The organism is Stenotrophomonas sp. YJH_SMC_17, from assembly GCF_059371655.1.
Map to the genome: position 1 here is coordinate 75236 of NZ_JCAFUU010000009.1, position 18369 is coordinate 93604.

Annotated in this window: 18 protein-coding genes; 8 read left to right on the forward strand and 10 right to left on the reverse strand. The window is 68.1% G+C overall.

Going from position 1 to position 18369, the window contains the following annotated elements:
• The first annotated feature begins 47 nt into the window (after positions 1-47).
• Positions 48-332, forward strand: a complete 285-nt coding sequence (locus AC5P8Z_RS18225; RefSeq protein ID WP_057500897.1) for a DUF2782 domain-containing protein — start codon at positions 48-50, stop codon at positions 330-332.
• A gap of 150 nt (positions 333-482) precedes the next feature.
• Here AC5P8Z_RS18225 and AC5P8Z_RS18230 read toward each other — a convergent pair whose 3' ends face one another.
• Complete coding sequence (locus AC5P8Z_RS18230; protein WP_005411629.1) at positions 483-929, reverse strand: universal stress protein; 447 nt, start codon at positions 927-929, stop codon at positions 483-485.
• A 185-nt stretch (positions 930-1114) separates the two neighbouring features.
• Here AC5P8Z_RS18230 and AC5P8Z_RS18235 point away from each other — a divergent pair, with 185 nt between their 5' ends.
• Entirely contained in the window at positions 1115-1261 is a 147-nt protein-coding gene (locus tag AC5P8Z_RS18235; RefSeq protein ID WP_495229687.1) for a hypothetical protein, read from the forward strand.
• 83 nt (positions 1262-1344) lie between these two features.
• On the opposite strand, the gene AC5P8Z_RS18240 is transcribed toward AC5P8Z_RS18235, so the two are convergent.
• The 7 genes from AC5P8Z_RS18240 to rpmB all read right to left on the reverse strand — a co-directional run bounded on the left by AC5P8Z_RS18240 (position 1345) and on the right by rpmB (position 8425).
• Positions 1345-1899: a hypothetical protein gene (locus AC5P8Z_RS18240; protein WP_286070371.1), complete on the reverse strand. Its 555-nt coding sequence runs from the start codon at positions 1897-1899 to the stop codon at positions 1345-1347.
• Positions 1900-2076: 177 nt separating this feature from the next.
• Positions 2077-2403, reverse strand: a complete 327-nt coding sequence (locus tag AC5P8Z_RS18245) for a low molecular weight protein tyrosine phosphatase family protein (protein WP_295567596.1) — start codon at positions 2401-2403, stop codon at positions 2077-2079.
• A gap of 105 nt (positions 2404-2508) precedes the next feature.
• The gene (gene uvrD / locus AC5P8Z_RS18250; RefSeq protein WP_286070373.1) at positions 2509-4701 is read right to left on the reverse strand and encodes a DNA helicase II; all 2193 of its coding nucleotides are present in this window, start codon (positions 4699-4701) and stop codon (positions 2509-2511) included.
• Positions 4702-4710: 9 nt separating this feature from the next.
• Positions 4711-6132, reverse strand: coding sequence for an FAD/NAD(P)-binding protein (locus AC5P8Z_RS18255; protein ID WP_286070374.1), 1422 nt, complete (start codon positions 6130-6132; stop codon positions 4711-4713).
• Positions 6133-6292: 160 nt separating this feature from the next.
• Positions 6293-7711, reverse strand: coding sequence for a cardiolipin synthase (gene cls, locus AC5P8Z_RS18260; protein ID WP_197595482.1), 1419 nt, complete (start codon positions 7709-7711; stop codon positions 6293-6295).
• Between the two features lie 299 nt (positions 7712-8010).
• Positions 8011-8178: a 50S ribosomal protein L33 gene (gene rpmG, locus AC5P8Z_RS18265; RefSeq protein ID WP_169411268.1), complete on the reverse strand. Its 168-nt coding sequence runs from the start codon at positions 8176-8178 to the stop codon at positions 8011-8013.
• A gap of 10 nt (positions 8179-8188) precedes the next feature.
• Positions 8189-8425 (reverse strand): 50S ribosomal protein L28, encoded by a 237-nt coding sequence (gene rpmB / locus AC5P8Z_RS18270; RefSeq protein ID WP_005411638.1) that lies wholly within the window; start codon positions 8423-8425, stop codon positions 8189-8191.
• Positions 8426-8711: 286 nt separating this feature from the next.
• Here rpmB and AC5P8Z_RS18275 point away from each other — a divergent pair, with 286 nt between their 5' ends.
• Complete coding sequence (locus AC5P8Z_RS18275) at positions 8712-9926, forward strand: glycosyltransferase (protein WP_495229688.1); 1215 nt, start codon at positions 8712-8714, stop codon at positions 9924-9926.
• 13 nt (positions 9927-9939) lie between these two features.
• Here AC5P8Z_RS18275 and dnaQ read toward each other — a convergent pair whose 3' ends face one another.
• Positions 9940-10449, reverse strand: a complete 510-nt coding sequence (gene dnaQ, locus AC5P8Z_RS18280; RefSeq protein WP_495229689.1) for a DNA polymerase III subunit epsilon — start codon at positions 10447-10449, stop codon at positions 9940-9942.
• Between the two features lie 166 nt (positions 10450-10615).
• Positions 10616-11509, reverse strand: a complete 894-nt coding sequence (locus AC5P8Z_RS18285; RefSeq protein ID WP_495229690.1) for a LysR family transcriptional regulator — start codon at positions 11507-11509, stop codon at positions 10616-10618.
• A gap of 108 nt (positions 11510-11617) precedes the next feature.
• Between AC5P8Z_RS18285 and AC5P8Z_RS18290 the strand changes: the two genes are divergently transcribed.
• The 5 genes from AC5P8Z_RS18290 (at position 11618) to AC5P8Z_RS18310 (ending at position 18279) form a co-directional block, all read left to right on the forward strand.
• Entirely contained in the window at positions 11618-12007 is a 390-nt protein-coding gene (locus AC5P8Z_RS18290; RefSeq protein WP_495229691.1) for a RidA family protein, read from the forward strand.
• A 207-nt stretch (positions 12008-12214) separates the two neighbouring features.
• A complete protein-coding gene (locus AC5P8Z_RS18295; RefSeq protein ID WP_286070377.1) occupies positions 12215-12547 on the forward strand; it encodes a hypothetical protein in 333 nt (110 codons plus the stop codon).
• A gap of 56 nt (positions 12548-12603) precedes the next feature.
• Positions 12604-13857, forward strand: a complete 1254-nt coding sequence (locus AC5P8Z_RS18300) for a TolC family protein (protein WP_495229692.1) — start codon at positions 12604-12606, stop codon at positions 13855-13857.
• Positions 13854-15059, forward strand: a complete 1206-nt coding sequence (locus AC5P8Z_RS18305) for an efflux RND transporter periplasmic adaptor subunit (RefSeq protein ID WP_495229693.1) — start codon at positions 13854-13856, stop codon at positions 15057-15059. Before AC5P8Z_RS18300 ends, AC5P8Z_RS18305 begins: the two co-directional genes overlap by 4 nt.
• A 10-nt stretch (positions 15060-15069) precedes the next feature.
• Complete coding sequence (locus AC5P8Z_RS18310; RefSeq protein ID WP_495229694.1) at positions 15070-18279, forward strand: efflux RND transporter permease subunit; 3210 nt, start codon at positions 15070-15072, stop codon at positions 18277-18279.
• Positions 18280-18369 lie beyond the last annotated feature (90 nt).

Genomic DNA, 18369 nt, shown 5'->3' on the forward strand with positions numbered 1-18369 from the left:
GCGATGGGGCATAATCGAAGCCCATTCCAGGCAAAGGAACCCCACCCATGAAGACTCTGATGCTGGCCTCCCTGCTCCTGCTGGCCGGCTGCGCCAGCATGGGTGGTGCCGGGGCTCCCCCGGTCGACGTCAAGGGCGCCGATGTCTCCAAGCGGACCATGGACAACGGTGACACCATCGAGGAGTACCGCGTGTCCGGGCAGCTGCGCATGGTCAAGGTGACCCCGTCGCGCGGCGCGCCGTACTACATGTACGACAAGAACGGCGATGGTCGTTTCGACAACGACAAGGACGGCGTGTCGCCGGTGTACTGGAAGCTGTACAGCTGGTGAGGTGACCGGGGTCGGACCCCTTTCCAAAGGAAAGGGCTCTGACCCCCATCATGGCAACCGGCACGGCCCCCACAAAGAACAACGCCGGCGCGCATCCTGCGGCCGGCGTCGGGTCCCCTCCCCGGGAACGCTTGAATCAGTGGGTGTGGATCAGCGGATGACCAGCACCGGCAGAGTGCTGCGTGCCAGCACTTCGGCGGTCTGGCTGCCCAGCAGCACGCGGGTCACGCCGCGGCGGCCGTGCGAGGTCATCACGATCAGGTCGCTGTTGCGCTCGCCCGCCGTCTCGATGATGCCGTCGGCCGCATAGCGGTCCAGCACATGCACCGGATTGGCGGTAATGCCCTGCTCGGCCGCCTTGGCCAGCGCCGGCTGCAGCACCTTCTGCGCGCCTTCCTCGCGGTCAGCCTTGTACTCGGGGCTGTTCATGTAGCCCACGCTCCAGCCCATGGCGTCGTACATGCCGACGGCCCACGGCTCGGAGACAGTCACGATATCGACCTCGGCATTGAGGTCCTTGGCCAGCTCCAGGCCCTTGGCCAGGCCTTTGTCGGCCAGCTCGGACCCGTCGGTGGCAATCAGGATGCGCTTGTACATGGTGGGGCTCCGTGGCGATCTGCCAGATGGGAACGACACCATTACACACCGGATGTGCAGGCTGCGCCTTGAGCAGGATCAATCCGGCGCCGCGCAGCGGCGTGTGCGCACCGCCGGCTTGCACGCACCGGTCGGGCGGCGCATGCTCGGCGGGCGGCGCGCTGCCGCGCTCAAGGACGACCGACATGCAGGACAACAAGCCGCCCGTCTGGAGTTCCCAGAAATCCATCATGGTCGCCGCGATCATCGCCTTTCCGGTGCTGTTCGGCGGTTACCAGATCGGCACGGACATGGCGCTGCGCGACAACGCCCTTCAGGCAGCGGGCAAGTAACCTGCTTCTGTGTAGAGCCGAGCCCATGCTCGGCTGCTTCATCCGTAGCCGAGCATGGGCTCGGCTCTACATCAGGCCCGCCCTCAGGCGATCTGCACCACGCGCGCGTTCTGGCACAGCGGATAGCTGGCCACGAATTCGGCGATCGCATCGCGCATCGCCTCGAACGATTCGCCGTACATGTACAGCGCGGTCTCGGTCGGGCCCTGCCACCAGCTGCAGATCTCGCCAAGGCCGTCGATGCTCTCCGACAGCTGTTCGAACACGTGGTTGGAATCGCACTGTTCGTAGACGTCGTCCGGCAGGTTCAGACCGTCCAGATAGATGCCCAGCCCCTCGGTCACGCCGAAGCTGCGATCGGCCCCGCCCGCACCCTGCAGCTGCGACCCCTTCGGCGCACCCAGTTGCTCCAGCAGGTCGATCAGCTTCGGCACGCCATCCGCATCGACCAGTGCCACTTCGATATCGCCGTATTCGACCTCACCCAGATCCGACATCGCGGTGCCGCCGCCGGTGAGCTCGCCCACCTGGGCCGCCTGCAGCAGCGCGTCGAGCGGATCTTCGAACAGCTCGTGGCGATGCTCGGGCTGCAGCCGGGCATTCAACTTCACGGTGACGTGCAGCGCGGATTCGGTCATGGGGCGTTCCTGGAAGATGTCGCCGCCTATTGTAGAGCCGAAGGTAGCGGCACGAGCCGCTGCCAACGTCGCTTGCGACGGCCCGAAGGGTGCCGGTCAGGACAACCGGCATCGCCATGCTCGGCTGTTCTTCCCGCCAGAAGCAGCCGAGCATGGGCTCGGCTCTACAACAGCGCGTCAGCGCAGGAAGGGCGTGACCTTGCGCTTCAGCAGCTCCACCAGCACCGGGTCCATGTACTCGTAGTCATCCGGAATATCCAGGCAGATCACCCGCTTGCCGTTCAACCAGGCCTTGTAGCGGCTGGACAGCCGGTTGCGGTGGGCGCGCTCCATCACGAACACGATATCGGCCCACTGCAGCAGCTCGGGGCTGAGCACTTCCTCGGCGTCGGCCAGCAGCCCGGCCGAGGCGGTCTCGATGCCCGGCCAATCGGCGAACACGTGCTCAGCTGTGGGGCTGCGCAGGCGGTTCTGGCTGCAGAGGAAGAGCACGTTGCGGGTCATGCGTACGCACCTTTGTAGAGCCGAGCCATGCTCGGCTGGTTTTCTCCGCCAAAAAGCAGCCGAGCATGGCTCGGCTCTACAGGAGTTCCCGCCCCCCGACGGTGATCAGATCACCGTCAGGTTGGCGTACGCCATCACCAGCCACTTGCTGCCGGCGTCGGCGAATTCGACCTGCACGCGGGCGTGCGCGCCGCTGCCTTCGTAGTCGGTCACCATGCCTTCGCCGAACTTGGGATGGGTGACCAGCGCGCCGAGCTTGACTGGCGGCGCCTCGATCGAGGCATGGCCCATCACCCGGCTGGCGCCCATCGAGGCCGGCCGCGAGACCTGCACCTTCGGGCGCACTTCGTGCAGCAGCTCGCGCGGAATCTCCCGCAGGAAGCGCGAGGGCAGGCTGTAGTTGTCCTGGCCGTGGATGCGGCGCGATTCGGCATAGCTCAGCACCAGCTTCTGGCGTGCGCGGGTGATGCCGACGTAGGCCAGGCGGCGCTCTTCCTCCAGCCGCCCGCTTTCTTCCAGCGAACGTGCGCTGGGGAACAGGCCGTCTTCCATGCCCGCCAGGAACACCAGCGGGAATTCCAGGCCCTTGGCCGAATGCAGGGTCATCAACTGCACACCGTCCTCGCCGGCCTGCGCCTGGCCTTCACCGGCCTCCAGCGCGGCGTAGGCCAGGAACGCGACCAGCTCGTCCATGTCCTCGCCCACTTCCTCGATGTCGTCGGCGCGGCGCACGAAGCGCGAGGCCACCGAGACCAGTTCGTCGAGGTTGTCGGTGCGCGATTCCGAGTCCAGCGCGTTGCGGCTTTCCTTGCTCCAGTGCTCGCGCAGCTGCGAGCGGGCCAGCACGTGGTCGACGCGCTCGGCCAGGGTCATGTGCACGGTCTGGGCCTGCAGCTCGTTGACCAGCCCCAGGAAGCCGGCCAGCGCATTGCGCGCGCGTGCGGCCAGCGCGTTGCCCTGGGTGACCAGCATGGTCGCTTCCCACAACGAGATGCCCTGTGCGCGCGCCTCGCGGCGCACTTCGTCGAGCGTGCGGTCGCCGATGCCCCGGGTGGGCGTGTTGACCGCGCGCTCGAACGCCGCGTCATCGTTGCGGTTGGACAGCAGGCGCAGGTAGGCCAGCGCGTCTTTGATTTCGGCACGCTCGAAGAAGCGCATGCCGCCGTACACGCGGTATGGCACCTGTTCGCTCAGCAGCGCTTCTTCCAGCGCGCGCGACTGCGCGTTGCTGCGATAGAGCACGGCCACTTCGGTGTAACTGCCACCGTCGCGCACCCATTGGCGGGCACGCTCAACGATGTAGCGCGCCTCGTCCATCTCGTTGTACGCGGCGTACAGATCGATCGGCTCGCCGTCACCGCTGTCGGTCCACAGCTGCTTGCCGATGCGATCCGGGTTGTGCGCGATCACCGCGTTGGCGGCACCGAGGATGTTGGCGGTGGAGCGGTAGTTCTGCTCCAGGCGGATGGTCTGCGCACCCGGGAAGTCGCGCAGGAAGCCCTGCACGTTCTCGACCTTGGCACCGCGCCAGCCGTAGATGGCCTGGTCATCGTCGCCAACCACGAACACATGGCCGGAATCGCCGGCCAGCACCCGCACGAAGGCGTACTGGATGGCGTTGGTGTCCTGGAACTCGTCCACCAGGATCTCGCGGAAACGGGCGCGGTAATGCGACAGCAGCGCCGGGTTGTCGCGCAGCAGTTCATGCGCGCGCAGCAGCAGCTCGGCGAAGTCGACCAGGCCGGCGCGATCGCAGCGCGACTGGTACTCGATGTAGGCCTGGCGCATGGTTTCCAGCCATGCATCGTGCGGCTCGGGCTGGATGTGCTGCGGGCGACGGCCCTCGTCCTTCTGTGCGTTGATCCACCACGCAATCTGCTTGGCCGGGTACTTGCCGTCGTCCAGTTCCAGCGCCTGCACCACGCGCTTGACCAACCGCAGCTGGTCATCCGAATCCATCACCTGGAAACCTTCGGGCAGCTTGGCGTCCTGCCAGTGCAGGCGCAGCAGGCGGTTGGCCAGGCCGTGGAAGGTACCGATCCACATGCCGCGGCTGCCATTGGGCAGCTGGGCATCGATGCGGTGGCGCATCTCGCCGGCCGCCTTGTTGGTGAAGGTCACCGCGAAAATGCCGTGGGTCGGCACGCCATCGACTTCATGCAGCCAGGCGATGCGGTGGGTGAGTACGCGGGTCTTGCCGGAACCGGCACCGGCCAGCACCAGGTGGTGGCCGGGGGGAGCGGAGACGGCTTCGCGCTGGGCCGGGTTCAGGCCATCAAGCAGGTGGGAGACATCCATGCCCCCATTTTACGGCATCGCCGTCGCGGCTCCTGCGACCACTTCGGTGGCGAGCGCCTGCGCCTGCTGACGCAGTTCAGGCACCGCCAGGCTTTCCCACAGGCTGCCGATGCGCAGGCTGCCGAGCACGCCCAGCCGCGCCTGCGGCTGGCCACCGGCGGCGCGCAGGCGGTCGCCCGGCACCGTGCTGTCCAGACCCAGCCCATGCGGACCGGGACGGGCCAGTCCATCGGCCTGCAGCTGCTGCAGCAAGGGATTGCGCAACGCGCTGGCGCGGGTCTCCACGCCGGTGGCGTTGATCACGCCGCCGATCGTCCACTGCTGTTCATTGCCGGAGGTGTCGCGGCCAGACAACTGCAGGGCCTCGCCTTCGCGCCAGACGCGCTGCAGGCGGGACCGGTGGATACGCAGTTGACCGCTGTCCTGCAGGGCCTGCAGCTGCGCGTCCACCTCTTCGGCGATGCGGTGGCGATGCACATCCCAGTAGCGCACCACATGGCGCAGGAAGCGACGCTGGTCGGCCTCATCGAGGCTGCACCAGAGCGCCTGGCCATGCGGACGGATGCGGTCCATTACGCCCTGCCACGGCAGGCCATCGGCCTGCGCCTGGCGCGCAAACCCGCGCAACGCACGCAGGCGCTGGCGCAGGTTCATCGGCAGCAGCGTGGCCGGATCGAACGTGGGCAGGCCGCCGTGTGCGTGCGGCAGCGGCAGCAGGCCGTGACGCGAGATCACATGCAGCGGGCCGGTGTGACCGGCAGCGACCAATGCCAGCACGGTGTCGGCCATGCTCAGGCCGGAGCCGACAATGGCCACGGCCTGTTCCCCGGCCAGGGTACGCACGCCGTCGTAGTCCCAGGCCTCGACCACGTCATCGGCGGGCAGCACGTCGGCGCCGGGCACCGGCAGCGGCCGCATGCTGTTGCCGGTGGCCAGCACCGCCTGCGCGGCGTGCAGCGTGCTGCCATCGCCCAGTGCCAGCGGGTAGCCGTGGTCATCCGTCTGCAGGCCCAGCACCGGCTGCGCGATCACCTGCAGCTGCGCCGGGCTGGCGGCCACGGCGTCCTGCAGGCGCTGCTGCAGGTAGGCGGCAAAGAAGTGGCGGCACACATAGCGCTCGCCCAGCACCTCGCGCGCCTCCCCCGGGTAGGCGTTGGCGGCCATCAGGTAATCGAGGAAATCGCCGGGCTGGTCGGCAAACGCACTCATCTTCGCTGCCGGCACGTTCAGCAGGTGCTCCGGCCACGGCGTGGCATAGGCGATGCCCTGGGCCAGCTGCGAGGCCGGTTCGAAAATGGCCAGCGCCAGCGGCGCCTTCGCCTGGCGCAATACATGGATCGCCACCAGCACGCCGGCGGCACCACCGCCGATGATTGCCAGGTCCAGTTCGCCATTACGCGGTGAATCAGTCATGCGCCGATTGTAGGCCATTGACGATGACGGGAATGACAGGGGGTAGAGTCGACTGTTGGTCGACTATCGCGCGCAGCGCGGGGTTTTTTCGCAAGAGCAGTCGACCAACAATCGACTCTACCCCGTCGGTTGCATCCACCCCGCCGGCGGCATCCACCCCGTCGGTTGCACGCGCCGCTCACATCAACGCATCAGCCAGCCGTGCGATGCCTTCGCGGCTGCGCCGCCACGTGGGGCGGCTGCGCCACTGCTGCAGATCCAGCTGCCGCGACTCGCGCAGGTAGCCGTCCTCGATCGCGCACAGCTGCTGCACCAGCGCACGGTCGTAGCAGATCAGGCCGATTTCGGCATTCAGCGCAAACGAGCGGATATCCATGTTGATCGAGCCGAGCACGGCGATGTCCTCGTCCACGCTCATGTGCTTGGCATGCAGGAACTGCGGTTCATACAGCGCGATGCGCACGCCACAGCGCAGCAGCTCGTCGTAGTAGGCCTCCTGTGCCCACGAGGTCAGCCGCTGGTTGTTGCTGGCCGACAGAATCAGCTGCACTTCGACGCCGGACAACGCCGCAATGCGCAGCGCGCTCAGCGTGGCTTCGTCCGGCACGAAGTACGGGGTGACCATCACCAGCCGCCGCCGTGCCAGGTGGATCAGCGCCGCCACCGCATCGCGCGCGTTGCTGTACGGATAGGCCGGGCCGCTGGGCAGCAGCTGGGTGGCGATGTCGTCGCTGCACTCGGGCACATCGGCAATCACGTCCAGGCGCTGGCCGGTTTCCATGTACCAGTCGCTGGCGAACACCGCTTCCAGGTGCGCCACTGCCGGGCCGCGCACGCGCGCTACCAGCTCGCGGTTCGGGTGGCCGGGTACGAACTGCGGGCCGGCCAGGTTCTGCGAACCGACATAGGCCACTTCGTTGTCGATCACCGCGATCTTGCGGTGGTTGCGCAGGTCCATGCGCCCGCTGCGGCGCCAGCGCAGGCCACCGGGCAGCATCGCGCGCACTTCGATGTCGCGCGCTTCCAGGCGGTTGCGGTAGGCGCGAAGCCCGCGCTTGGCGCCCACCGCATCGAGCAGCACGCGGCACTGCACGCCGCGCGCGGCAGCGCGCTGCAATGCCTCGACGATGGCCTCGCCCACCGCGTCGTCGAACATCAGGTAGTACAGCAGGTGCACGCGGTCTTCGGCCTGGTCGATATCGGCGATCAGCGTGTGCAGCGATTCGTCGTAGTCGGTCAGCAGATCGACGGCGTTGCCGTGTACCGGCATGAAATCGCCCTGGCGCTGCACCAGCGGCACGATCTCGGCGCTGGCGGTGTCCGGCTGCGGAGACCAGCGCAGGCGATGCTGCAGCGCCTGTTCCTCGCGGATGACCTGCGAGGCCTCGGCCTGGCGGCGGATGCGCTCGCGCGACAGCCACGGGTGGCCGAACAGCAGGTACAGCGGCAGGCCCAGCAGCGGCACGAAGCCGACCAGCAGCAGCCAGCTGCGCGCCGCACCCGGCGTGGTGCGGGTGGGAATCCAGCACAGCGCGACCAGCCGGATCAGCCAGTCGATCAGCAGCAGATACGAACCCAGCAACCACTCGAACAGCATCGCGTCGCCCGTCGGGAGGTGATGGGCCATTCTGCCCAGCAGGATTTGCAGAGTCGAGCCATGCTCGACTGCTTTGAAGCAGTGTGCCAACCAAGGTTGGCATCTACCGGGGTGGGACCGCGTGTCGACCAAGGTCGACACCTGCCGAGCACGGGGACAGTGCGCCGGCCAGGGTTGGCGGCCGCCGGGTATGGGAACAGCGTGCCGACCAACGGTCGGCACCCACCACCTGGATGCCAGGCATGAAAAAACCCGCCACAAGGGCGGGTTTCTTCGCGGGGATCAGCAATCCGTGCGGATTACTTGATCTTGCCTTCCTTGTACAGGACGTGCTTGCGCACGACCGGATCGTACTTCAGGAATTCCATCTTCCCCGGGGTGTTCTTCTTGTTCTTGTCGGTCGTGTAGAAGTGGCCGGTACCGGCCGAGGAAATCATACGGACCTTATCGCGCTTGCCTGCCATGATGCTTTACTCCTCAGACCTTTTCGCCGCGCGCACGCAGCTCAGCCAGAACGGAATCGATGCCGTTCTTGTCGATGGTGCGCAGTGCATGCGCGGAAACACGAAGCTTGACCCAGCGGTTCTCGCTGGCCACCCAGAAACGGCGCTCGTGCAGATTCGGCAGGAAACGACGACGGGTCTTGTTGTTGGCGTGCGAGACGTTGTTACCCGTCTGCACTCGCTTGCCGGAAACCTGGCATACGCGGGACATTGCGCACCTCGATAGTAGTAGTTGTCAGCCCGTAGCCCGGGAGACGGCGGCCTCGATGGTTGCCCACCACACGTCAAGAGAATCAAAGGGTTACGCTGGCGTTGGGCGGCCGGGGACGTGCTCCCGGGGGCGCCGCCCGGCAGAAAACCGGACACAGCGAGCCGCGCATTATGCACGGGTTCAAGCACTTGCGCAAGTTACCCACAGGCGAGGCGACTGAACGTGGCACGCCTCGTTCATGGCAGGGCTGGCCATACTGACGGCCCTTCCGTGGCGCCGCCCCCCGATGCGACTGCTGGCCCTGACTTATGGAACCGAAGGCGACACCCGGCCGCTGGTGATGCTGTGCCATGGGCTGCGCCAGGCCGGCCACGAGGTGCTGCTGCTGGCCGAACAGGGAACGTTGGGCAGCGCGCGCGCGCTGGGGGTGCCGCACGCGGCGCTGGAAGGCGACATCCACGACGACGTGGTGGCCCTGGTGGCACGCGGCAACAACCTGGCCGCCGCGTCGCGCGGCCTGGCGCGGATGGCCGGTCGCCACGTGCCGGCCTGGATGACGCAGGCCGATGCGGCCGCCGCCGGCTGCGATGCCGTGCTGACCGGCGGCCTGGCCGCGCTTGTCGGCCTCAGCGTGGCTGAGCGGCACGGCCTGCCGGCCATCGGCACCGGCATGATTCCGCTGACGCCGACGCGCGACTTCGCATCGCCCTTCCTGCCGCCGATGCCGCTGCCGGGCGTCCTGCGCCGGGCCAGTTACGGGCTGGTCAACCAGGCGGTGTGGCGCACCTTCCGCGGGCCGATCAACGCCGCGCGCGCCGCACTGGGGCAACCGCCGCGCCGCACGCTGTGGACCGGCCTGCCGATGTTGTACGGCATTTCCCCGCAGCTGCTGCCGCCGCCTGCCGACTGGCCGACCGATCATGTGGTGTGCGGGCAATGGCGGATGCCGGAACAATCTTGGTCGCCGCCCGCCGACCTGCAGGCCTTCCTCGATGCCGGGCCCGAGCCGGTCTATCTCGGCTTCGGCAGCATGACCGGCTTCGACCGCGAGCGCGTGCTGTCGGCCCTGCTGCAGGCGTTGGCACCACGCCGCGTGCTGCTGTTTCCGGGCTGGGCCGGACTACCGACGGGTGCTTTGCCAGCGAACGTGTTCGTGGTCGGCCCGACCCCGCATGAAGCACTGTTGCCACGCTGCGCGCTGGCCATCCACCATGGCGGCAGCGGCACCACGCATTCGGCCTGCCGCGCCGGCATTCCCTCGCTGGTGATGCCGTTCGCCGCCGATCAGTTCTTCTGGGCGCGGCGCCTGCAGACGCTGGGGGTGGCGACTGCGCCGTTGTCACCCAAGCGGTTGGATGCGGGAGTCCTGGCGGCGGCCATCAGGTTCGCCGAGGACGGCGCGACGCGTGCGCGTGCGGTTGCACTGGGCGTAGCAATGGCGAGCGAGGATGGCGTGGCCACGGGCGCGGCGATGATCGAGCGCTGGCTGCAGCCGGCGTAACCCCGCCCGGCCATCAACGCAGATGCGGGATCACCTGGGCCAGCAGATGGGCATCCTTCAGCGCGCCGTGCAGGCCCCGGTTGCCGGGAATGCGCAGGCGCTGCAGCACATCATCCAGCTTGTTTCCCTGCCCGGGCCAGCGCCAGCGCGCCAGCTTCAGGCTGCAGGTGATGCGGCAGTGCTGGGCCAGCGTGGCGGGAATGCCGGCCAGGCGCAGCTCGTTGTCGAGGAAACCCACATCGAAGGTGGCGTTGTGCGCGACCATCTCGCTGCCGCGCAGGAAGTCCAGCAGTTCGGCGGCCTTGCTGGAGAACAGCGGCTTTCCCACCAGCATTGCATCGCTGATGCCGTGCACGCGCTGCGCGCCCCAATCGACCCTGCGCTGCGGTTGCAGGTAGGTGTGGAACTGGCGCCCGGTGAGCTGGCCTTCGATCAGTTCGACGGCACCGATCTCGATCACGCGATGACCCAGGCGGTGGGAGATGCCGGTGGTTTCGGTATCCAGTGCGACGATGCGACTCATGCGTGGCGATGGTTCCTGTAGCGTGCCGCGATGATTTTCGCATGTCTGCAGCAGGAAGGTCCCACTGGAGAGCCGAGCCCGTGCTCAGCTCACGCGCGAAGCGCGGGCCTTGGGCGCTGGTGCCAGACGCAGCCGAGCGTGGGCTCGGCTCTACAGGCGCGCGCGATCAACCCAGCGCTTCCACCACCCAATCGATGAACACCCGCAGCCGCTGGCTCATGTGCCGATTGGGCGGGAACATCACATGCATCGGCATCGGCGGCAGCTGCCAGTCCTCCAGTACCGGCAGCAGTTCGCCACGTGCGACATGCGATTCGGCCATGTAGCTGGGCAGCGCGACCACGCCGAGACCTGCCAGCGCCGCCGCCAGATAGGCGTTGCCGTCGTCGAAGCCAACCGTATAGCGACCCTGCACTTCTACGCGCTCGTCGCCGCGCTGCGCGCTGAATACTCTCGCCCGGCCACTACGTGGGCTGAGGAAGCCGACCATGTGGTGGTCCGGCCCCTCCAGCGCGCGCGGGTCGGTCGGCACACCGAAACGCTGCATGTACGCCGGGCTGGCATGGAAGCCGATTGGCAACGCCCCCAGCGGCCGCGCCACCAGCGCCGGGTCGGATGGGGTGCCGCCACGGATCACGCAGTCGACGTTGTCGGCAATGACATCGACCTCGCGATCACTCACGCCGACATCCAGCTGGATCTGCGGGTAGCGCGCCTGGAAATCCGGCAGCGCCGGTACCAGCCGCAGCCGTGCGTAGGGCCCGGGCACATCCACGCGCAGGCGCCCGCGCGGTTGGACGGCCGCGTCGCCCAGCCCGCCCTCCACCTCATCCAGTTCGGCCAGCAGCCGGGCGATGCGCGGGTAATAGGCCGCACCGTCGGCGGTGACGCTGACCCGCCGGGTGGTGCGGTTGAGCAGGCGCAGCCGCAGGTGCACCTCCAGCTGCTGCACCAGCTGGGTGACCTTGGTGCGGCTGATCTGCAGGGTGTGCGCAGCGCGGGTGAAGCTGCCCGTTTCCACCACCCGGGCAAAGGCCCGCATCGCCTCGAAACGGTCCATGGGCGGCCGTGATTATTTGGGATTTGCAATCAATCTAGGCCGATCATCGCAGTTTATCCAGACAGCGCTGGCGGGGAGGATGGTGATCTCTCCCACAGGATCGTCCCCATGTCACAGCGTGATGTCGTTTTCCCCGCCGGGCGCCAGGCCCTCTATGAGCGCAACCGCTACTCGCCGGCGATCCGATCCGATGGCTTCCTGTTCGTTTCCGGCCAGGTCGGCAGCCGCGAGGACGGCTCGCCCGAGCCGGACTTCGAAACCCAGGTGCGCCGCGCCTTCGAGAATCTCAATGCGGTGCTGGCCGCCGCAGGCTGCACGTTCGATGACGTGATCGATGTGACCGTGTTTCTGGTCGATCCAGAGAAGAATTTCGAGAGGGCCTGGGCGATCGTGCCCGAGTACTGGGGCGAGGCACCGCACCCGACCCTGACCGGCATCGGCGTGACCTGGCTGTACGGGTTCCAGTTCGAGATCAAGGTGATCGCGAAGCTGCCGTGACCGTTAATGTAGAGCCAAGCCCATGCTCGGCTGGTCGTGCGAGAGCAGCCGGGCATGGGCTCGGCTCTACAGACGCGCAGCCCGGTGCCCGACTCCACGGGCCGAAAAATGTCGCCACGCCGCCCACCTGAACGGGAGATTCCGACGTATTCCCGAAGCGGCCATTGATATTGTATCCGGCGAAAACCGCTTGCTAGCCTGCCCTTCATGCGCTGGATCACCCGCCACCTCCGTTCGACCCTGCTGATGCTGCTGATGGCGGCATTCGTGGTCGTGCCGGTGGCCGACGCCCTGGCGTGCACGGTGGAACCGCATGCCAGCACGGTGCATGTGGAATCCGCACCGGATGCCGATGGCGATACCGACGGCAAGCATGTCGGTGCCTGTGGCCACAACCACTGCCACCACTCCAACCTGAGCCTGCCGGCACACACGCTGGCCGCGTTCGGGGCGCCACTGGCGGCGCGCTGGATGAGTGCGGGCGATGCGGCGGCCTATGTGGTCGCCCAGGATGAATTGACGCGTCCACCCCGGGCGTGAGTTGAGCGCGTCCCGCGATTGCGGGCTCCCGTTTCACTCACAACCGGAATCCCCCTATGTCGATCCTGACACCTCGGTCGCCGCGTGCGGCCGGGCTGGTCGTCGCCGTGTTGCTGGGCCTGGCCCCGGCGGCATCGGTGATGGCGCAAGCCGCCCCCTCCTACGACACCCTGCTTGAACGCCTGGACCAGCTGCCCGGCACCCGTGTGGGCACGGCGCTGGCCGAGGCCGCCGATGCGCGCGCCGACCAGGCCCGTGCGCTGCCCAATCCCTCCCTTTCCTGGTCGGCCGAAAACGCCTGGGGCTCCGGCATCTACCGGGGCATGGACAAGGCCGATACCGTGCTCACCCTGTCCCAGCCGCTGGAGGTCTGGGGCCAGCGTGGCGCGCGCGTTCGTGCCGCCCGGGCCGAGGCACAAGCCGCTGCCCTGCGTGGTTCGCAGAGCCGCAGTGATGTCGCCAGCCAACTGGCGGCGGTCTACGCACAGGCGGAAAGTGCATTGCGTCGTTACGCCCTCGCAGGCGAAGCACTGACCCTGACCCGCGACGATGCGGCTGCCGTCAATGCGATGGTCAAGCAGGGCCGCGAACCGCAGCTGCGCGCGGTGCAGGCACAGAGCGAAGTGGCCAACGCCAGCGCCGCGCTGGATGAGGCACAGGCCTTCCGCGATGCCGCACTCGCACGCCTGGCCGGCACCGCGCTGCTGGATGCGCCGGTGCAGTCGATCGACAACAGCCTGCTCGACCGCGTGCCACCGCTGCCGCGCGGTGCCACCGATACCGCACTGGCAGTGCGCATCGCCGAAGCCGAAGCCGATGCGGCGGGCAAGCGGGTCGACGTGGAGCGCAAGCGCGCCCTGCCCGACCTCAGCGTCACCGCCGCGCAGACCCGCTTCCGCGAAGGCGGCGAGCGTGCCTACAACCTCGGGCTCAGCCTCAGCATCCCGCTGTTCGACCGCAACCGTGGCGGCATCCGCGCCGCCAACGCCGACCAGCGCGCGGCCGAAGCGCGCCTGGACCAGCAGCGTCGCGACAGCGAGGCCGAGCGCCTGTCCGCCGTGGCCGGTCTGAAGGCCGCCGGCAGCCGTACCCGCGCCGCCGATGAAAGCGTGGTCGCCGCCGAAGAGGCCTACCGCCTTGCACGCATCGGCTTCGACGCCGGGCGCATCTCCCAGCTGGAACTGCGCAGCACGCGCAGCGCCCTCATCGCCGCCCGCGGCACCGCCGTGGATGCGCGCCTGTCGCGCGTCGCCGCGGAAATCGATCTTGCCCGCCTGGAAGGGCGCGCACCCTTTGTGGAGGCCCCATGACTCTCTCCCGTACTTTCCCGCTGATCGGCGGCGTGCTGCTGACCGTGCTGCTGGCCGGCTGCGCAGGCAATGCGCAGACACCTGCAAATGAGGACCCCGCCACGGCCAAGGCCGGCGCCGATGATGGCCACGGCCACGCCGCCGACAGCAAGGAAGCCAAGGCCGAAGCCACGAAGGCGCCGGCGGACGCCGATGAAGGCGTGGTGCAGCTGACCCCGGAACAGATCAAGGCCTCCGGTATCGAAGTGGTCGCCGTCGGTCGTGGCGGGGGCGGTTCAACCCGCCTCGCAGGCCGGGTCGAGCCCTCGGTCGGTGCGCGTGCCTCGGTGGCCTCCACGGTGACCGGCCGCGTCGAACGCGTGCTGGTGGCACCGGGCACAGCGGTGAAGCAGAACCAGACGCTGGCCATCGTGCTCAGCGGTGAGGCCGCGGTGTTCCGCGCCAATGCGCTGGCGGCATCGGCCGAAGCCGAGGCCGCACGCCTGGCCTATGGCCGCGACAAGGCGCTGGTCGACCAGGGCGTGGTCGCACGCCAGGAGATGGAAGCCTCGCGCGCACGTTCGCTGGCGGCACAGGCCCAGGCCGCTGCCGCACAGGCACAGGCCGCCGCCAACGGTGCGCCCGATGCCAGTGGCCGCGTGCGCATCACCAGCCCGGTGGCCGGCATCGTTGGCAATGTGCAGGTCACGCCAGGCGGTGTGGTCGCCGCCGGCAGCGCCGTGGCCGACGTCGCCGATCCGGCGATGAACGAGCTGGTGTTCACCGCACCGCCTGCGCTGGCCGCGCAGGTCACGCCGGGCATGAAACTGGAAGTAAGTGTGCCAGGCGGCAGTTTCACCGCCACCGTTACCGGCTCGGCCGCCGATGTGCGGCAGCAGGGCGGCGTCGCGGTGATCCGCGCCACGCCGGTGGATGCGCCGCTGCCGCCGGCCGGTTCGCCGGTGTCAGCCGTGGTGGTCACCGAAGACCAGGACGGTTCGCTCAGCGTGCCCGCCGATGCGGTGCAGAACGTCGATGGCAGCAGCGCGGTGTTCGTCGCCGTCGAAGGTGGCTTCAAGGCGCAGCCGGTGCTGGCCGGGCGCCGTGCCGGCGACCGCATCGAGATCCTCGGTGGACTGACCGGCAGCGAGCGCATCGTCGGTGCCAACGCCTTCCTGCTCAAGGCCGAGCTGGCCAAGGGCGAAGCCGAGCACGGCCACTGAGGAGGCGACCATGTTCAAGCTGATCATTGAAACAGCGGTGCGCCACCGCTGGCTGGTGGTGTTCATGGCCGCGCTGATCGCCGCCGTGGGCCTGTTCCAGCTGGGCAAGCTGCCGATCGACGCGGTGCCGGACATCACCAACCGCCAGGTGCAGATCAACACGGTGGCACCTGCGCTGACCCCGGAGCAGATCGAGCGGCAGGTGACCTACCCGCTGGAAACCGCGCTGGCCGGCATTCCCGGCCTGACCACCACACGTTCGCTGTCGCGCAACGGCTTCTCGCAGGTCACCGCGATCTTCACCGATGCCACCGACATCTACTTCGCGCGCCAGCAGGTGGCCGAACGCATGCGCGAAGCAGCCGATGACCTGCCCGATGGCGCATCGCCGATGCTGTCACCGGTCACCACCGGCCTCGGCGAAGTGCTGATGTGGACGGTGGACTTCACCACGTTCGATCCAGCCAGGCTGGCCAAGCCCGGTGACGCCGGCTGGCAGCCCGGTGAGGTCTACCGCACACCGGAAGGCAACCTGCTGCGCACGCCGGAAGAACGCGCGACCTACCTGCGCACCGTGCAGGACTGGATCATCGCGCCGCAGATGCGCTCCAGCCCGGGGCTGGCCGGTGTCGATACGGTCGGCGGCTACGTCAAGGAATACGGCGTGCATCCGGACAGTGCGCGGCTGGCCGCGCACGGCCTCGGCCTGGCCGACCTGGTCACTGCCCTGCAGCGTTCCAACGTGCAGGCCGGCGCCGGTTTCGTGCAGCGTGCCGGCGAAGGCCTGGTGGTGCGTGCCGATGGCCTGGCGCTGACCACCGAGGACCTGGCACAGGCGCCGGTGGCCACCCGCAATGGCGTGGTGGTGCGCGTGGCCGATGTGGCCACCGTGGAACTGAGCCGCGCGCCGCGCCTGGGTGCGGCCAGCCGCAACGGCCACGAGGCCGTGCTGGGCACCGCGCTGATGATTGCCGGTGGCAACAGCCGCACCGTGGCGCAGGCCGCTGCGGCGCGCCTTGAACAGGTGAACACATCGCTGCCGGCCGACATCGTGGCCGCGCCGGTGCTGGATCGCAGTGTGCTGGTCAACTCCACCATCAAGACCGTGGCCAGGAACCTCACCGAGGGCGCGCTGCTGGTGGTGGTGGTGCTGTTCCTGCTGCTGGGCAACCTGCGTGCAGCCACCATCACCGCGCTGGTGATTCCGCTGTCGTTCCTGTTCGCAGTGATCGGCATGAACCGCTTCGGCATCAGCGGCAACCTGATGAGCCTGGGTGCGCTGGATTTCGGCATCCTGGTGGACGGTGCGGTGATCGTGGTCGAATCGACGCTGCTGATGCTGGGCCAGCGCCGCGCCGAACTGGGCCGTGCGCTGACCGCGATGGAGCGCCTGCGCGTGGCCGCCGATTCGGCAATGAAGATGGCGCGCCCGGCGGCATTCGGCCAGCTGATCATCCTGCTGGTGTTCGCGCCGATACTCACCCTGGAAGGCGTGGAGGGCAAGACGTTCCACCCGATGGCGGCGACCTTCATGCTGGCCCTGGTCGGTGCCTTCATCTTCTCCTTCACCTTCGTGCCGGCGATGGCCGCACTGCTGGTGCGCGAGCCGAAGCTGAAGGACGGCGAGGCCCATGCCGACGATGGCGAGCACGAAACCAAGCTGATCCGCATGCTGCGCGCGCGCATCGAGCCGGTCGTGCGCAAGGCCGTGGCGCATCCGCGCACGGTGCTGGCCGGTGCAGTGATGATGGTGGTGGTGGGCCTCGGCTCGTTCTCGCTGCTGGGTCGCGAGTTCATGCCGACGCTGGACGAAGGCAACGTGGCCATGCAGGCCCTGCGCGCACCCTCGACCTCGCTGGAGCAGTCGCTGGCGATGCAGCTGGCGCTGGAGAAGGCAATCGCCAAGCAGCCGGAAGTAGAGACCGTGTTCTCCCGTACCGGTACTGCCGAGGCGGCGATCGACCCGATGCCGACCAACATCTCCGACAGCGTGATCGTGCTGAAGCCACGCAAGGACTGGCCCGATCCGAAGCTGGCCAAGGACGCACTGGTGGCGCGCTTCGAAAAACTGGCCGGGCAGCAGCTGGGCAACAGCTTCGAGTTCAGCCAGCCGATCGAGCTGCGCTTCAACGAGCTGATTTCCGGCGTGCGTACCGACCTGGCGGTGATGATCTTCGGCGATGACTTCAGCCAGCTGCAGAAGGTGGCCGACCAGGTGGCGCTGAAGCTGCGTGCGGTGGAGGGCGCGGCCGACGTGCGGGTGGAGCAGATTTCCGGCCTGCCCACGCTGAACGTAGCAATCGACCACGTGGCGGCGGCGCAGTACGGGCTGACCGCCGCGGATGTGAGCGATGCGCTGTCCACCGGCATCGGCGGTACCGCGGCCGGCAAGATCTTCGAAGGGGATCGCCGCTTCAACGTGGTGGTGCGCCTGGACGATGCCTCACGCAACGAGCCGGACCAGCTGGCGTCGCTGCCCATCGCTACGCCGTCGGGACTGGTGATTCCGCTGTCGTCGGTCGCCCGCATCACGGTCAGCGAAGGGCCGAACCAGATCAGCCGCAACAACGGCAGCCGCCGCGTCGTGGTGCAGGCCAATGTGCGTGGGCGTGACCTGGGCGGCTTCGTCGGTGAAGCGCAGGCGGCGGTGGCCGACGTTCCGCTGCCGCCGGGTGCCTACCTGACCTGGGGTGGCCAGTTCGAGAACCTGCAGCGTGCGGAGAAGCGGCTGGCGACGGTGGTGCCGGTGGTGTTCCTGTTGATCGGCAGCCTGCTGTTCATGGCCCTGCGCAGCGGCAAGGAAGCCATTCTGGTGTTCAGCTGCGTGCCGTTGGCACTGGTCGGCGGCGTCCTCGCGCTCCTGCTGCGTGGCATGCCGTTCTCGGTGTCGGCGGCGGTCGGCTTCATCGCCGTCTCCGGCGTAGCGACCTTGAATGGCCTGGTGTTGATGCAGGCGATCCGCGAGCGCCTGGACGCCGGTGACCTGCCGCTGCAGGCGGCGATCAACGGCGCTTCCAGCCGTATCCGTGCGGTGCTGACCACGGCGCTGGTGGCGATCGTCGGCTTCATCCCGATGGCGATTGCCAGTGGCTCGGGTGCAGAAGTGCAGAAGCCGCTGGCGACCGTGGTGATCGGCGGGCTGATCACCGCCACCGTGCTGACCCTTCTGGTGCTGCCGACATTTGCCGCACGCGTGGCCAAGCCGCGGGCGGTCGGCTGAAAGACCACGGGGGCGGATCCTGGGATCCGACCCCGTTTCCCGGTAGTGCCGGCCGCTGGTCGGCAATGTCGAACGATTGCGGTGCGTGCG

Coding starts and splice junctions, on each gene's coding strand:
- AC5P8Z_RS18305 (WP_495229693.1), top strand. CDS start 13,854: ATGACTCTCTCCCGTACTTTCCCGCTGATCGGCGGCGTGCTGCTGACC.
- uvrD (WP_286070373.1), bottom strand. CDS start 4,701: ATGGATGTCTCCCACCTGCTTGATGGCCTGAACCCGGCCCAGCGCGAA.
- AC5P8Z_RS18245 (WP_295567596.1), bottom strand. CDS start 2,403: ATGACCCGCAACGTGCTCTTCCTCTGCAGCCAGAACCGCCTGCGCAGC.
- AC5P8Z_RS18225 (WP_057500897.1), top strand. CDS start 48: ATGAAGACTCTGATGCTGGCCTCCCTGCTCCTGCTGGCCGGCTGCGCC.
- AC5P8Z_RS18275 (WP_495229688.1), top strand. CDS start 8,712: ATGCGACTGCTGGCCCTGACTTATGGAACCGAAGGCGACACCCGGCCG.
- cls (WP_197595482.1), bottom strand. CDS start 7,711: ATGCTGTTCGAGTGGTTGCTGGGTTCGTATCTGCTGCTGATCGACTGG.
- AC5P8Z_RS18310 (WP_495229694.1), top strand. CDS start 15,070: ATGTTCAAGCTGATCATTGAAACAGCGGTGCGCCACCGCTGGCTGGTG.
- AC5P8Z_RS18235 (WP_495229687.1), top strand. CDS start 1,115: ATGCAGGACAACAAGCCGCCCGTCTGGAGTTCCCAGAAATCCATCATG.
- rpmB (WP_005411638.1), bottom strand. CDS start 8,425: ATGTCCCGCGTATGCCAGGTTTCCGGCAAGCGAGTGCAGACGGGTAAC.
- AC5P8Z_RS18290 (WP_495229691.1), top strand. CDS start 11,618: ATGTCACAGCGTGATGTCGTTTTCCCCGCCGGGCGCCAGGCCCTCTAT.
- AC5P8Z_RS18295 (WP_286070377.1), top strand. CDS start 12,215: ATGCGCTGGATCACCCGCCACCTCCGTTCGACCCTGCTGATGCTGCTG.
- AC5P8Z_RS18300 (WP_495229692.1), top strand. CDS start 12,604: ATGTCGATCCTGACACCTCGGTCGCCGCGTGCGGCCGGGCTGGTCGTC.
- AC5P8Z_RS18285 (WP_495229690.1), bottom strand. CDS start 11,509: ATGGACCGTTTCGAGGCGATGCGGGCCTTTGCCCGGGTGGTGGAAACG.
- AC5P8Z_RS18255 (WP_286070374.1), bottom strand. CDS start 6,132: ATGGCCTACAATCGGCGCATGACTGATTCACCGCGTAATGGCGAACTG.
- AC5P8Z_RS18240 (WP_286070371.1), bottom strand. CDS start 1,899: ATGACCGAATCCGCGCTGCACGTCACCGTGAAGTTGAATGCCCGGCTG.
- dnaQ (WP_495229689.1), bottom strand. CDS start 10,449: ATGAGTCGCATCGTCGCACTGGATACCGAAACCACCGGCATCTCCCAC.
- AC5P8Z_RS18230 (WP_005411629.1), bottom strand. CDS start 929: ATGTACAAGCGCATCCTGATTGCCACCGACGGGTCCGAGCTGGCCGAC.